General features: G+C 71.8%; 9 protein-coding genes. 6 read left to right on the forward strand and 3 right to left on the reverse strand.

The window, feature by feature from the left end:
* Positions 1–230: 230 nt before the first annotated feature.
* The 3 genes from ACYVD5_RS17105 (at position 231) to ACYVD5_RS17115 (ending at position 4,348) form a co-directional block, all read left to right on the forward strand.
* On the forward strand, positions 231–1,430 hold the full coding sequence (locus ACYVD5_RS17105) for a C40 family peptidase (RefSeq protein ID WP_461002055.1): 1,200 nt from the start codon (positions 231–233) through the stop codon (positions 1,428–1,430).
* Positions 1,431–2,102: 672 nt separating this feature from the next.
* On the forward strand, positions 2,103–3,026 hold the full coding sequence (locus ACYVD5_RS17110; protein WP_461002056.1) for a hypothetical protein: 924 nt from the start codon (positions 2,103–2,105) through the stop codon (positions 3,024–3,026).
* Positions 3,027–3,421: 395 nt separating this feature from the next.
* Positions 3,422–4,348: a glycerophosphodiester phosphodiesterase gene (locus ACYVD5_RS17115; protein ID WP_461002057.1), complete on the forward strand. Its 927-nt coding sequence runs from the start codon at positions 3,422–3,424 to the stop codon at positions 4,346–4,348.
* 60 nt (positions 4,349–4,408) lie between these two features.
* Here the strand turns inward: ACYVD5_RS17115 and ACYVD5_RS17120 are convergent, their stop codons facing one another.
* Together ACYVD5_RS17120 and ACYVD5_RS17125 are read right to left on the reverse strand one after the other, a co-directional pair.
* Positions 4,409–6,118: a beta-N-acetylhexosaminidase gene (locus ACYVD5_RS17120; protein ID WP_461002058.1), complete on the reverse strand. Its 1,710-nt coding sequence runs from the start codon at positions 6,116–6,118 to the stop codon at positions 4,409–4,411.
* 124 nt (positions 6,119–6,242) lie between these two features.
* Positions 6,243–8,087, reverse strand: coding sequence for an asparagine synthase-related protein (locus ACYVD5_RS17125; RefSeq protein WP_461002059.1), 1,845 nt, complete (start codon positions 8,085–8,087; stop codon positions 6,243–6,245).
* Positions 8,088–9,335: 1,248 nt separating this feature from the next.
* Between ACYVD5_RS17125 and ACYVD5_RS17130 the strand changes: the two genes are divergently transcribed.
* The 3 genes from ACYVD5_RS17130 (at position 9,336) to ACYVD5_RS17140 (ending at position 12,089) form a co-directional block, all read left to right on the forward strand.
* Positions 9,336–10,289, forward strand: a complete 954-nt coding sequence (locus ACYVD5_RS17130) for a DMT family transporter (RefSeq protein WP_461002120.1) — start codon at positions 9,336–9,338, stop codon at positions 10,287–10,289.
* Positions 10,290–10,294: 5 nt separating this feature from the next.
* Entirely contained in the window at positions 10,295–11,593 is a 1,299-nt protein-coding gene (locus ACYVD5_RS17135) for a glycosyltransferase (RefSeq protein WP_461002121.1), read from the forward strand.
* A gap of 142 nt (positions 11,594–11,735) precedes the next feature.
* Positions 11,736–12,089 carry a hypothetical protein gene (locus tag ACYVD5_RS17140; protein ID WP_461002060.1) on the forward strand — a complete coding sequence of 118 codons (354 nt, stop codon included), beginning with the start codon at positions 11,736–11,738 and terminating at the stop codon, positions 12,087–12,089.
* Between the two features lie 15 nt (positions 12,090–12,104).
* Here ACYVD5_RS17140 and ACYVD5_RS17145 read toward each other — a convergent pair whose 3' ends face one another.
* Positions 12,105–13,049, reverse strand: a complete 945-nt coding sequence (locus ACYVD5_RS17145) for a LysR family transcriptional regulator (protein ID WP_461002061.1) — start codon at positions 13,047–13,049, stop codon at positions 12,105–12,107.
* Positions 13,050–13,061 lie beyond the last annotated feature (12 nt).

The following is a 13,061-nucleotide window of genomic DNA, read 5'->3' on the forward strand; positions in this document are numbered from 1 at the left end:
CCTCCCGCAGCACCGCCCGCGCCGCCGTGGTTCCGCGAACGCGCCGGCGAAATCGGCCCGGCGGCCTTACACGTCGCTGACCTTGCCAATGTCCCCTGAATACGCCGCGTTCACGTGTCGGACGCTTGAAATCGGTACCCGGGGAACAGCATGCTTGTATCCGATCGGCGGGGTGGACCCTGTCCGGGGCGCCAGGGTTCAGCAGGCGAGAGCAGGGAAGCAGGGTACACGTGCGTCATCGGTTGAGATCATGCGCGGGAACGACTGCGGCGTTCGCGGTCGCGTTCACCGCTTTCGGGGCCGCTCCGGCATGGGCGGCGCCCTCGCCCGACGTCCAGGACCGCCCGCCCGTCGGCGAGCACCTGGCCGCACCCGCCGGCGCTGCGCAGCAGAACCCGCCGGCGTCCGGCTCCTCGCGCCCCGGCGCCTCGCCGCCCGTGGGCGACACCGGCGAACTCGACGGCGGGGTCGAAGTGGCCGACTTCGATGCGGCCCGCTCCCGCGAATACTTCGCCGTCCTGCCCGAATCGGTGCCCGAGCGCCGCATCGACCAGGTGCGCGGTCTCAACGGCGTCGAGTCGGCCGAGGTCGTCGACGCCGCCCGGGTCGACATCGACGGCAAGAGCACCTCCGTGCTGGGTGTCGACCCCTCCGACTTCCGCAACTACGCCCCCGAGCCCTCCGCCGAATCCGACGAAATCTGGCAGGGCATCGCCGAGGGCCGCGTCGCCCTCTCCGACCAGGTCGGCAAGCAGCGCGGGTTGGACGTGGGCAGCAGCGTCGAACTGGCCGGCGCCAACGGCGGTGTCACCCGCGAGGTGTGGACCCACGCCACCTCCGGCGTCGCCGGCATCGACGCGCTGGTCTCCCGCGGGCTGGCCCAGGACCTGGGCTTTCCCCGCGGCAACGCGCTGATCGTCTCGGCGCCGGACGCCGACCTGTGGGATCTCCACGACCGGCTTGAGGATGCGCTCGGCGACGAGGCGTCGCTGCAGCTGCTCGCAGAGGACCCCGAACCCCGCCCCGCGGGTGCGCCCGGCGAGGCGCTGGACTCGGCGACCCTCGATACCGCGATCGAGGCGGCCAAGACCCGGATCGGCGTGCCTTACGTGTGGGGCGGCGAGTCGATGTCCGAAGGCGGCTACGACTGCTCCGGGCTCGTGCAGTGGGCGTTCGGCCAGGCCGGGGTGTCGGTTCCGCGCGTCACCCACGACCAGTGGTTCGCCGGGGAGCAGGTCGACTACGCCGACGCCCGCCGCGGCGACCTGATCTTCTGGCGCACCGACCCCACGGCGCCCGACTACATCTCCCACGTCGCCATCTACCTGGGCGAGGGGCGCATGCTCGAGGCGCCCCGGACGGGGCTGGACGTGCGCATCACCGAGGTCCGCACCGAGGACATGGCAGGCGTCGTGCGCGTCCACGGCTGATCCGCGGGTTCCCGTTGCTGATCATGCAGAAATGCCGGTCCCAGCGTTGAAATCCGGGCAATTCTGCAGGGTCGGTGCGTCGCCCGCGCCCGCCCGGTTCCACCGGGCCTCACCGAACAAAGAAGGGGCGGCGCCGCGCCGGCACCGCCCCTTCACTCCTGTCGGATGAGTCCAGCCGGGAGGGGGTGGCTGGGCTCGTTCCACAGGAGAGGACGCAGGGCAAGTCACTGAGGGAGGGGGAGCCAGCGAAACCAGCCCTGCCTGTGGTCCGTATCCAGGCCGCCGCAGAGAACCCGGCGGCCATCGACTTCTGGATCAAGGTAAGCAGTGCCCGGCCGTTTTGGCAAGAGCGCAGACCGCGGGCTCCGGTCCCGTAAACAGCCAGGAAACCCGCGTTTCATGGGTATTTCGCCCGTATCCCACGCAAGGGGAGGACAGCCCGCAAAGCTGGGTAGAAGGACACATACAACCGCACCGCCGGTGCTCGGTTCCAGCGCGGGCAGCGGGTCGCACGGCACGGAGGAGGTGCCGATGGAGGGCAGCAGCGCACGGCCGGAGGATAGGGTGCTGCAGCGGCACCCCGGCAGCGGTGCCGCGGTCGGCCCTGCTCCCGGCGGGCCGGGCACGAACACGGGGCACCGGGCATACGGCGCATCCGACGGGGGGTATGCGGTGCAGGCCGGTGAGGACACCCCGGCGCAGATCCTGCTGCGCGGGCTCGTCGACGACGCGGGCCTGTGCCCGCCCGACGGCCACCCGCTGCAGGCCGCCTCCCGCCACCACCCTGCAACGGGGCGTGGCGCACCGCCGGACCACCTGCCGCTGCCCGTGGTCCAGGCGGTCGAGCGGCACCGCTCGGACGGCATTGTCGGCCACCCCATGCTGTCGCACCGGCTGCTGTGCCCGATCGGCCGCTGGGCCGAGCTGCTCAACAGGCTCAACGGCAGCGAGCCGATCGAGGTCGGCCTCATCCTCGACACCGCCGAGGGCACGGCCGGGGAAGTCCCCGAGCGCGACTCCCGCGTGCGGGTCGCCCACTACGAGACCCGGGCCCGCCCCGACGACCTCCGCCTGGTGGCCGAGCTTTTCCGCAGCGGCGAGATCGGGGCCGCCGGCCGCGTCGTCTACTTCGAACCGGTCCGCGAACCCGACTGGCTCGAAGCCATCGACATCCTCAGCGGGGCGCGCCCGCTGGGAGCCAAGATCCGCTGCGGCGGCCCGCGGTCCGAACTCGTGCCCAGCGCCCGCGAACTCGGCGCCTTCATCACCGCGTGCGTGGAGCGCGACGTCCCCTTTATCACAGCCGCGGGACTGCACCGGGCGGCTGCGCGCACCGACGCCGCCACGGGAGCGGCGCAATACGGCTACCTGAACGTGCTACTGGCCACCGCAGCCGTGGTCGAGGGCGACTACGACGACGTTGTGGACCTGCTGACCAGCAGCGACCCCTGGTGGCTGGCCCGCTTGGCCACCGGCCTGGACCCGGCCACGGCGCTGCGCACGCGGGAACTGCTGATGAGCTACGGATCGCGCAGCACCGGCGATCCGGTGCGCGAGGCCGCCGAGCTGGGGCTGCTGGGATCCTGGCAGGTGTGAGCGGCCGCGCCCCGGCCGTGCCGGGACCCGGCCCGCTCCGGCCGCCGGCGGGCAATGCCCGCCGCGCGGCGTCCTGCTGAATCCCGCCGGTACCAACCGCGCCTCCGGACCCGCCGGTTCCGCCGGTGCCGGATCCGGCCCCTCCGCCGAACCATCGAGCGTGTCGGGTGGCCGCGTGTTCGCTCCTGCAGCCGCCGCCCCCATAAAATCGCACGATGTGTAATCAAGCATGCACACTCCGCGGTACGCATGTCGCAAAAGCGACACCGGTGCGCAATGCCGCACAGGGGAGTTTCGGGGCACTGCACCGCCGGATCTTCTCCGCGACACCTGGCCGCAACCGACCGGGATCAGGGTGGGACGGTCAGTGATGTACCTGGGAACGAGGGAGTGACATGTTCCGACGGTTCGGGCTAGCCGCGGCGGCCCTGACACTGGCGGTGGTGGGTACCAGCGGCGCCGCAGTGGCGGCGCCGGCGTCCCCCGCCGTGCCGGGGGCCGCCCCGGGAGCGGGTGCGCAGGTGCCCGACGTCCTCGACGTCGCACACCGCGGGGCCTCGGCCTACGCGCCGGAGAACACGCTGGCGGCCATCGACGCCGCCGACCGGCTCGATGCCACAACTGTCGAGCTGGACGTCCAGCGCACCAAGGACGGCGAACTCGTCATCATCCACGACACCGACCTGCAGCGCACGACCGACGCCGAGGAGGTGTTCCCCGGCAGGGGCTCCTACGCGGTCGCCGACTTCACCCTTGCCGAACTGCAGCGGCTCGACGCCGGATCCTGGTTCGGCGCCGAGTTCGCCGGCGAAGGGCTGCCGACACTGGAGCAGGCGCTGCAGCGGCTGCGCCGCCACCGGCTGAACCTGCTCCTGGAGGTCAAGTCGCCCGCGCTTTACCCGGGCATCGAAGCCGAGATCTCCGCGGAGCTGCGCGAGCACCGCTACTGGCTGCGCCCGGGCCCGGCGCGGGCCTGGCCGCGGCTGGTGATCCAGAGCTTCGACTGGGCTTCCATGCGCCGCTCGCACGACCTGCTGCCGCGGGTGCCGCACGGTCTGCTGGGCAAGGTCCCCGCAGCCGAACTCGGCGACTACGCGCGCTGGGCCGACCAGGTAAATCCCAGCCACACCGATCTCGATGCCGACTATGTCGAGCAGGTGCACGACGCCGGCATGCAGGTGCACACCTACACCGTCAACGAACCCGCCGACATGCGCGCGGCCATCGGCAAGGGCGTCGACGGTCTGATCTCCGACCACCCCGACACGGCCCGCGAGGTGATCGCCGAGGAGACCTCGGCCCGCAAGTCCCCGGCGGCCTGATCCGCCGCACGCCCGGCCGCGGCCGCGGCCCCGGCTGCGGCCGGGCGTGCGGCGGTCCGGTCAGGTACCGGAGCGCGGACGCCCCGGCACTCCCGGGCGGCGCTGCCAGGGCCGGGGGCCCGACAGCGGGCGGTACTCCACGCCCAGGGCGTCCAAGCGCCCGAGGTGGTGCTCCAGCCGGGGCTCGAACTCGGCGTGGTCGCGCGGGCCCGCCGACCACACCGCTTCGGCAAAGGCCGACAGCCGGGGGAAGGCCATGTAGTCGACCGAGCGGGGCGTGTCGAGGTGCTCGGTCCAGATATTGGCCTGGGCGCCCAGCACCCGCTGGGCCGCTTCGCCTGCCAGTTCCTCCGGCACCGGATCGGCGGCGTAGACGTCGGCCGTGGTCAGGACGGTGCCGACCGGGATCGGCTCGTCGTCGCCGTCCGACTGCCGGTAGTCCAGGTAGGACGTGGCGGTCGGGCACATCACCACGTCGTGGCCGGCTTGTGCGGCGGCGATGCCGCCTTCGGTGCCGCGCCAGGACATCACGGTGGCGCCCGGCGCAAGGCCGCCGTCGAGGATCTCGTCCCAGCCGAGCAGGCGCCGGCCGCGTTCGGCGAGGTAGGTGTCGAACTGCCGGATGAACCAGCTCTGCAGTTCGTCCTCGTCGGCGAGGCCCTCTTCGCGGATCCGCTGTTGGGCGGTCTCGCTGACGCGCCACTGCTTCTTGGGGCACTCGTCGCCGCCCACGCACACGTAGGTGCTCGGGAACAGCTCCAGGATCTCGTCGAAGACGCCGCGGTAGAACTCCAGTGTGGCGTCCCCGACGTTGAGGACGTGCTCGATGATTCCCCAGTTCCGGGCGACACCGACCGGCTCGCCCTCGCCGAGTTCGGGGTAGGCGGCGATGGCGGCCTGGGAGTGTCCGGGAATGTCGACCTCGGGTACCACGGTGATGTGCCGGGCGGCGGCATAGGCGACGATCTCGCGGATGTCGTCCTGGGTGTAGAAACCGCCGTGCGGACGGCCGTTGAAGGCGGGCGGCCGCCCGGCGCCGACCTGGCTCTCCGCGCGCCAGGCGCCGACCTCGGTCAGGCGCGGGTAGCGCTTGATCTCGACCCGCCAGCCCTGGTCGTCGGTCAGGTGCAGGTGCAGCACGTTGAGCTTGTGCAAAGCCAGCAGGTCGATGAAGCGCAGCACGTCGTGCTTGGGCATGAAGTGCCGCGCGACATCGAGCATGCATCCGCGCCAGCCGAAGCGCGGCCGGTCGGTGATGCGCACGCTGGGCAGCGTCCATTGCGCCGCGGCCGGCGAGTGGGCCGAGTGCGCGCCCTGGTTGCCCGGTGCGGCCCGGTTGCCGTGGGCGGCCTGCGCCGCGGCGTCCAGCGGTGCGCGGCGGTATGCGGCGGGCGGCAGGAGTTGGCGCAGTGTCTGGGCGCCGTAGAAGACCCCGGCCGCGTCGTGCCCGACGACCAGCGCGCCCTCGCCGTCGACGATGAGCCGGTAGCCCTCGGCGCCCAGGCCGGCGGAGGGATCCACACTCAGCCGGATCTGGGCGCTTTGGCCGTCGCCGCGGGACAGCGGCAGGCCGGTGGCGGCACCCAGTTCCGCCCGCAGCCAGACCTCGGTGCCGCGGGCGGCGGAATCGGCGTCGATCCTCGTCGAGGTGTTCAGTACGAGGCCGCCGTAGGTGCCGGCCGACAGTTCGGCCGGCCGCGGCACCAGAGTGTGTGCGGGCACGGATGTGCTCCCATCCGGTCTAGACCAATGGCCGCCCCATGGTGTCATGCCGGAAGGAGTCCGCGGGAGTCCGGGGCCGCAGCCGGACGGTACCGCGCACCCCGGCGGCCCTTCGCGCCCGCACCGCCCGCGAGAACGGTGGGGGAGTGCGGGCGCGGAAGGCCGCCGGGGCCTACCGGATCGGAATGCGGATGCGCTCTGCGTTCTCGGCTGCGGGCGACGAGGGCGATAGCCATTCGTTGGAGAGCAGAACGGCCATGGAGTAGAGGTGCCAGGTCTGGCCCGTGCGCCGGACCGGTTCCTCGCGCAGGAACGCCTCGGTCTTTTCCTTGTCGACCAGTTCGAACAGCTCGGGGGTGTCCAGGATCCGTTCGCGCATCGGCGCGACGTATTCGGGGCCGAGCTTCTTCCGCCAGTCGAACCCGCCCACCGTGGTGGCGGGCTTGAGCGCCTTGCGCCGGCCGCGGGCCCTGCGCTCCATCGGGTTGAGGATGCGCCGCTGGTCGAACCGCCAGGGGCGGTCGGCCACCGGCATGCGGGCCAGTTCCGGCGCGAGGTGCAGCAGGAGTTGGTAAATGACCTCCTCCGACCAGCGCCAGCTCGGCGAGAGCCGCATCGCCTCCCACCGCACCCGGTGGTCCAGGAACGGGTGGTACATGCAGAAGCCGATGAGCGTCGCCGTTCGGGACCCGGGCAGCCAGCGGCCGCTGCGGAACCGCAGGAACATCCGGTCCAGGCCGGTCGCCAGATCGTCGAACTCCGACGTGTAGGCCTCGTAGAGCCGATCGCCCTCGGCGTTGGCCTGCGCGGTCATCATCGGGGTCTGCGCCCGGGTGATCGTGTCGAACTTCTTCAGCAGCGACTTGCGGTCCAGGCTCTTCTGATCGTTGAGCCAGCCGCCGCGCAGCGCCTCGCCGCCCGATCCGGACAGGCGGGCCTCCAACAGGAACTCCTTGGGCGCGATGACGTTCTCGAACGCCGAGTTCATCCCCTCGGTCATGCGCAGCAGCCGCGCGGTGCGCGGCAGCGGGTGCTCGGCGACGACCGCATCCTCGCCGTCGCGCTCGGGCGGGGTGACCCGGTGGTCGGTGACACCCAGCCGCGAACAGATCTGCCGGGCCAGGATGACGTCGGGGTGGTCGTCGAAACCGCGCGTGGTGGCACGGAACGGAATGCCGGCCGCGTGCAGCAGGGCGGCGACCAGCCGGCTGTCGCGCCCGCCGGTGAGCGACAGCGAGATCGCCTCGTTGTGCTTGCGCACGGGCTGCACCGACTCCATCAGCGCCTCGGCGAGTGCGGTCACCCGCGCCCGCCGTGCCCGGGTTCCGCTGGGGGCGGGTTCGGGCTCGGGCAGGTCGCGCCGGACGGTGCGGGCGGCGCCGTCGCGGATGCGCAGCGTGCTGCACTCGGTGAGGATCGAGGTGCCCCGGAAGGGGGTGTGGTCGGTGACGTAGAAGCCGTGGCGCACCAGTGCCTGCATCGGCGGGATGTCGTAATCGGGCGCGGGCGGCAGGTGCGCGTCGGGGCCCTCTTCGGCCGCACGCGCGACGAGGTGGACCAGTGCCGCGCGGTTGCCGACGACGTGCAGCCGTGCCCGTTCGGTGAAGTACACCGGGTCGTTGCGGGTGATGGTGGTGACGGCGTCGATGCCGGCGGGCGTGGCGCGGAACACCCCGAAGGCTCCGCCGGTGTGGTCGACCCGCGGCCCGGGGTCGCCGGGGATTCTGCGCAGTGTCTCAAGGTCGCCGGGATCGGCCAGGTAGCCGCTGTAGCCGAGCACGCCCTCTTCGGCGGCCAGCGGGTTCAGCGGTTGCGGCAGCCATTCGTGGTCGGGTTCGTTGGTCCACGCCAACAGGGCGATGTTGCCCGCGGGCGACTGCCAGGAGGTGTGCCGCAGGGTCTCGGCCGGCAACGGGAGCACCTGATGGGCCAGCGTGCGCGCCGACGCCAGGACATGCTCCGGGATGGGCGCTCTGCCGTCGGGGACGGCCGAGCTGAGAGCCAGGTAAAAACGCATGCGGATCCTTGCCTTTCGAGTGGGTGCGGTCCTGACTTCGGTCGTCGGCTGGATGCGTGGTGCTCGTGGTGCTCGTGGTGCTCGTGGTGCGCGTGGTGCGCCCGCTCGCGGGTCACATGAGGACGCGGCGAGTTGCCCGCGGGTGCACGGACACGGAGCGCAGTCATTGAATGTTCGGTCAGAGTTCACCGAAAGTCAGTGCACAATGCCGATTAACTTGGAAAAGGTTGCCCGCTGATTCGGTAACCCGGTGGAATCCTTGAGTGGAGCGATTCATCGGATCACCATGACATCGCATGAATATGCTGTCTGTTTTTAGCTGCTTAAGGTGATTTGTAGCCCAGATTTCTCCGAGCTGGTGCCTGCCGTGCCAGTGTGCCGTGCCCCATACAGCGCCTGCGGTTCGCGCCGGAAGGGCCGCTGATCGGATATCCGCGTATCCACCGCAACGGAGCGGAGCGGGGCGCTTCATGGGTCGGGCGGGCTAATCACCCATATTCCCATACCGCCATTGAATCCATTTCAAGTGCACTGGATGGAAAACCGCGGAAACGCAACCCGGCTTCCCCGGAAACGCATTGCCGTCCGTTGCCGCGGCGCGCCGCGGCGCCGACCGGGCGCGAGCCGGGTTTCGGGCTGGTTTCGGCCGGCTGTGCGCCGCGAATCGTCCGCAGCCCGGCCAAGCCCCCGTGCAGGCCGCTCACCGGCACCGCCGCCACCGTGCGCACCGGTGGCCGCACCCGGGCACCGGGCCAAGAACCCAGGTGTCCGCGGGCTCGGCGGTCCATCCGGCCGCACCGCCGCCGCTCCGATTCCGCCGTTTCGCGCATCGCCCCGGTCGCTCCGCGGGCCCCATTCGGGCGGGTTCCGGGCACTCAGCGGGCGGGGTGGCCGACATGGCGGTGATTCCCGCGGGTAGGGGATCCGGGAAAGGCCGCATCCGGTCACCGACTCTTGACTAGATGTTTCCCCTGATTCCCCGTACGGCGGGCGACAGGACAGATCGGGCGGATATCCAAGGGGCAGGATCCGCGTACGGCGCGGTCGGCGGGCAGCGGCACCGATGGAGCCGAGGGAGGCAGTGTGCATCCGCAGCGGGTGCGGTAGAGCGGTAGGGGTGGCACTACCCGGATTCGGGTGGTGACTTCCTCGATCCGCCGAGCACTTTGTAATTGGCTAGCGGGTAGGCAGGGGGCGTCCGACCGGCGCCGCAACGGCCGTCGATGATGGGGAGGCGCGACGAGCGTGATCTTGTGGTCCATACTCATCGCCCTGGCGGGCGCGTTCTGCATGGCTCTGGGATCAGCGCTGCAAGAGCGGGACGCCATACGCGCGCCCGGCCGCAGCGTCGCCCCGGTCGGGTTCCTGGTGCACCTGGCCCGCCGCCCCCGCTGGGTCATCGGCACCGCGGGTGCGGGTGCCGGTGTGGCGCTGCACCTGGTCGCGCTGAGCGCCGCGCCGCTGACGATCATCCAGCCCATCGGCGTCACCGGGCTGCTGTTCGCCATCGTCCTCTCGGCGCTGTTCAACCGCCGCCGGGTGCACATGCGCCAGATCGCCGCCGGCGCGGCCGTGATGGTCGGGCTGACCGGGCTGCTGCTGCTTTTCCCGCACAGTGCGCAGACCCCGCAGATGTCGACCGGTACCGGGCTGGCGCTGGCCGGGGTGGTGGTGGCATTGGGTGCGGCCGCCTACATCGGCGCGCACTGGGTGCCGCCCACGCCGCGGGTGCTGCTGCTGGCCGCGGTCGGCGGCGCGGCGCTGGGCACCACGTCGGCGCTGGCCCGTGTCGTGGCCGCCAACGCGGTGGCCGACCCGGCGGCGCTGCTGACCTGGCTGACACCGATGTGCGTTGCGGTGGCCATGTTCGGCGGGCTGTTCCAGCAGAACGCATACCGCACCGGCCATTTCGCGGCCGCTTACGCCACGCTGCTGGTCGTCGACCCCATCACCGGTGCCGGTATCGGCGCGCTGCTGCTGGGCGAAGGCCTGCCCGCCACTGGAACCGACCAACTGCTGGCCACCGCCGCGGGGGCACTGGCCATCGCCGGAACCGTCGTCCTGGCCATGGCGCGCAACCGCAACCCCGAAGCGTCGCGCCCGTCCGCGGCCGAAACCGGATCTCCCGCCACCGATCCCGACCCCGCTGCGGCGGGCAGTACCCGAGCATCCACGAGCACGAACTCAGGAGAGTCCCGATGACCCCGATGAGCCAGCGCGCACTGCTCCGCACCGCCCACCGTGAGGCGTCCGGCGGACAAGCCCGGCTCCGTATCCTGATCGCGACGGACACGTACCCGCCCGACGTCAACGGTGCGGCCTACTTCACCTACCGCCTGGCCACCGGACTGGCCGCCCGCGGGCACGACGTGCACGTGGTCTGCGCCTCGCCGACCGGCGAACCCGGCATCAGCATCCGCTCGGGGGTGACCATGCACTACCTGCGCTCGGTATCGGTGCTGGTGCACGACTCCATGCGCACCACGCTGCCGGTGGGCATCAACGGCCACCTCACGCGGCTCATCGACCGCCTGCGGCCGCACGTCGTGCACGCCCAGAGCCACTTCACCGCCAGCCGGGCCGCGATGTCGCGCGCCAAACTGGCCGGCGCCGCCGTCGTGCTGACCAACCACTTCATGCCCGACAACCTCTTCGCCCACGCCCACATCCCCGACCGGCTGCACACCGCGGTGGGCACGCTGGCCTGGCGCGACATGGTCCGCGTGGCCGAAGCGGCCGACTACGTCACCACACCCACCGAGCGCGCGGCTGCGCTGCTCAGCGACAAGGGCTTCAGCCGGCCGGTCGAGGCCGTCTCCTGCGGCATCGACCTGGACCGCTTCCACCCGCGCCCGGCCGAGCGCGCCGCCGCGCGCGAACGCTTCGGCCTGCCCGACCGCGACACGATCGCCTTTGTCGGCCGGCTCGACGAGGAGAAGCGCATCGACGACCTCATCCGGGCGCTGGCACGGCTGGTCGACCGCCGCGACGCGCAGCTTGCCCTGGCAGGAGTCGGCCAGCGCGAGCAGGAGCTGCGCCGCCTCGCCGCCGAACTCGGCGTCGCCGACCGCGTGCACTTCCTCGGGTTCGTGCCCGACGCCGACCTGCCGCAGGTCTACGTCGCGGCCGACCTGTTCGCCATCGGCAGTGTCGCCGAACTGCAGAGCATCGCGACCCTGGAGGCGATGTCGACCGGCCTGCCGATCGTGGCCGCCGACGCGCTGGCGCTGCCGCACCTGATCTCCTCCGGCCGCAACGGCTACCTCTACACCCCCGGCGACGTCGAGACCCTGAGCGAGCGCCTGCTGGCGGTGCTGGAGCCCGGGCGGGCACGCAGTGAAATGGGAGCCGCCAGCCGCGAAATCGCCCGCCAGCACGACCACCGGCGTTCGCTGGACCGGTTCACCGAGATCTACGGCGAGGTCCGCCCGCGCCACTTCGCCGGTCTGCGCCGGCGCCGCACGCTGGTGGGCGCCCGGTCGCGCCGGCCGGTCATCGCCGCCTGAGCGGCCCGGCCGCCGGTCCACTGAACCCGGCATCACGCCACATTTGCGGCGTGTGGTGCAAACTGCGCGTTCCACGTCAAGTAAGCGGTTTGACGGACGTCGGTGACTTTCCGCATTCTTTGCACCACATACCGGTGATGGTGTGGACCTGCAGGATAGGTCTCTTGATGTGTGGTTCGTTGGGACAGGGCGGCTGAACGGTGCGGCGCACATCCATGGTGTGGCCGTCCGGCTGCGGCGTGTCCAGCGCGAGGCCGACGAGTGCGACGCCGCACTCGCCGGCCTGGAACGCGCCCACGCCGAGGTCCAGCGCCGGGTCGAGGCGGCCGAAGCCGAATTGGAGGAGCTGCGCCAAGAGCGCATCAAGGCGTTCGAACGTTTCTGGGCGGCCCGCGAGCAGCGCGACCGGGCCCGCCACGTCGCCCGGCGGCTGCGCAGGCGCCTGCAGCGCCTGCACCGCCGGCTGCGGCCGTTCGAAGGGTGCGCCGGCGACTGACACGCCTCCGGCCGCCTACAGCACCCCGGTGCCCTCCAGCGCATCGTCCAGGCTCTGCTGCACCTCGGCGGCCGACTCGCGCAGCGCCCGCAGGGTGGCGTCGATCGCCGGGCGGCGCACGCTGCCGGCGCGCACCACCGCATAGATCTCCCGGGCCGGGGAACGGGGCAGCAGCCGGAACGTCAGCCCGGCCGTGCCCGCCGCCAGCGCCAGTGCGGGCACCGCGGCGATCCCGATCCCCTGTGCCACCAGACTCAGGATGGTGCCCTGGCCCTGGAACTCCCAGGCCGCCGCCGGCGCCCCGCCGACCTCGGCGAAGAGCCGGTCGGTGCCCGCGCGCGAGGGTTCGCCCTGCGGCGCGGCGATCCAGGGCTCGTCCAGCAGCCGGCGCAGTTCGACCGGGCGCCGGGTGTCGGCCAGCGGGTGGTCTTCGGGCAGGGCGAGCACCAGCGGGTCGCGCAGCAGGTGCAGATGGCGGAGCTTGCCGGCGCCGCTGTCGGGAAACCGCCCCGTCCAGTCGTCGATCACCGCGATATCGGCCTCCGCCGAGGACACCCGGCTCGCACCGGCCCCGCCGATGCTCTGCCGCAGCACGAGCTGCATGCCCTCGTGGCGGTGCAGGCTCTGCGCCAGCAGCGGCGCGAAGGCGACCGCGGCGGTGGGGAAGGCGGTGACGGTGACCACCCCCTGGGCGACGCCGCTCTGCTCGGCCAGCACCGACTCCGCGGCCTCGACCATGGCCAGGATCTGTTCGGCGTGCACGACCAGCAGCCGGCCGCTGTCGGTGAGTTCGGCGCTGCGCGCGGTGCGGTCGATCAGCGCAGTGCCGGCCTCGCGTTCCAGCGCCGAAAGCTGCTGGGACACCGCCGAGGGTGTGTAACCCAGGACATCGGCCGTACCCGCGATGGTGCCCTGCTCCGCGAACTCCTTGAAGATCTGCAGCCGCCGGAAGTCAAGCATAAGTACAGCTTA

The sequence above is a fragment of the Streptomonospora sediminis genome, from assembly GCF_054778995.1.

Bases quoted from the DNA above. Each gene is read 5' to 3' on its own strand.
- ACYVD5_RS17115 (WP_461002057.1), top strand. From the start codon at position 3,422: ATGTTCCGACGGTTCGGGCTAGCCGCGGCGGCCCTGACACTGGCGGTG.
- ACYVD5_RS17120 (WP_461002058.1), bottom strand. From the start codon at position 6,118: ATGACACCATGGGGCGGCCATTGGTCTAGACCGGATGGGAGCACATCC.
- ACYVD5_RS17125 (WP_461002059.1), bottom strand. From the start codon at position 8,087: ATGCGTTTTTACCTGGCTCTCAGCTCGGCCGTCCCCGACGGCAGAGCG.
- ACYVD5_RS17135 (WP_461002121.1), top strand. From the start codon at position 10,295: ATGAGCCAGCGCGCACTGCTCCGCACCGCCCACCGTGAGGCGTCCGGC.
- ACYVD5_RS17145 (WP_461002061.1), bottom strand. From the start codon at position 13,049: ATGCTTGACTTCCGGCGGCTGCAGATCTTCAAGGAGTTCGCGGAGCAG.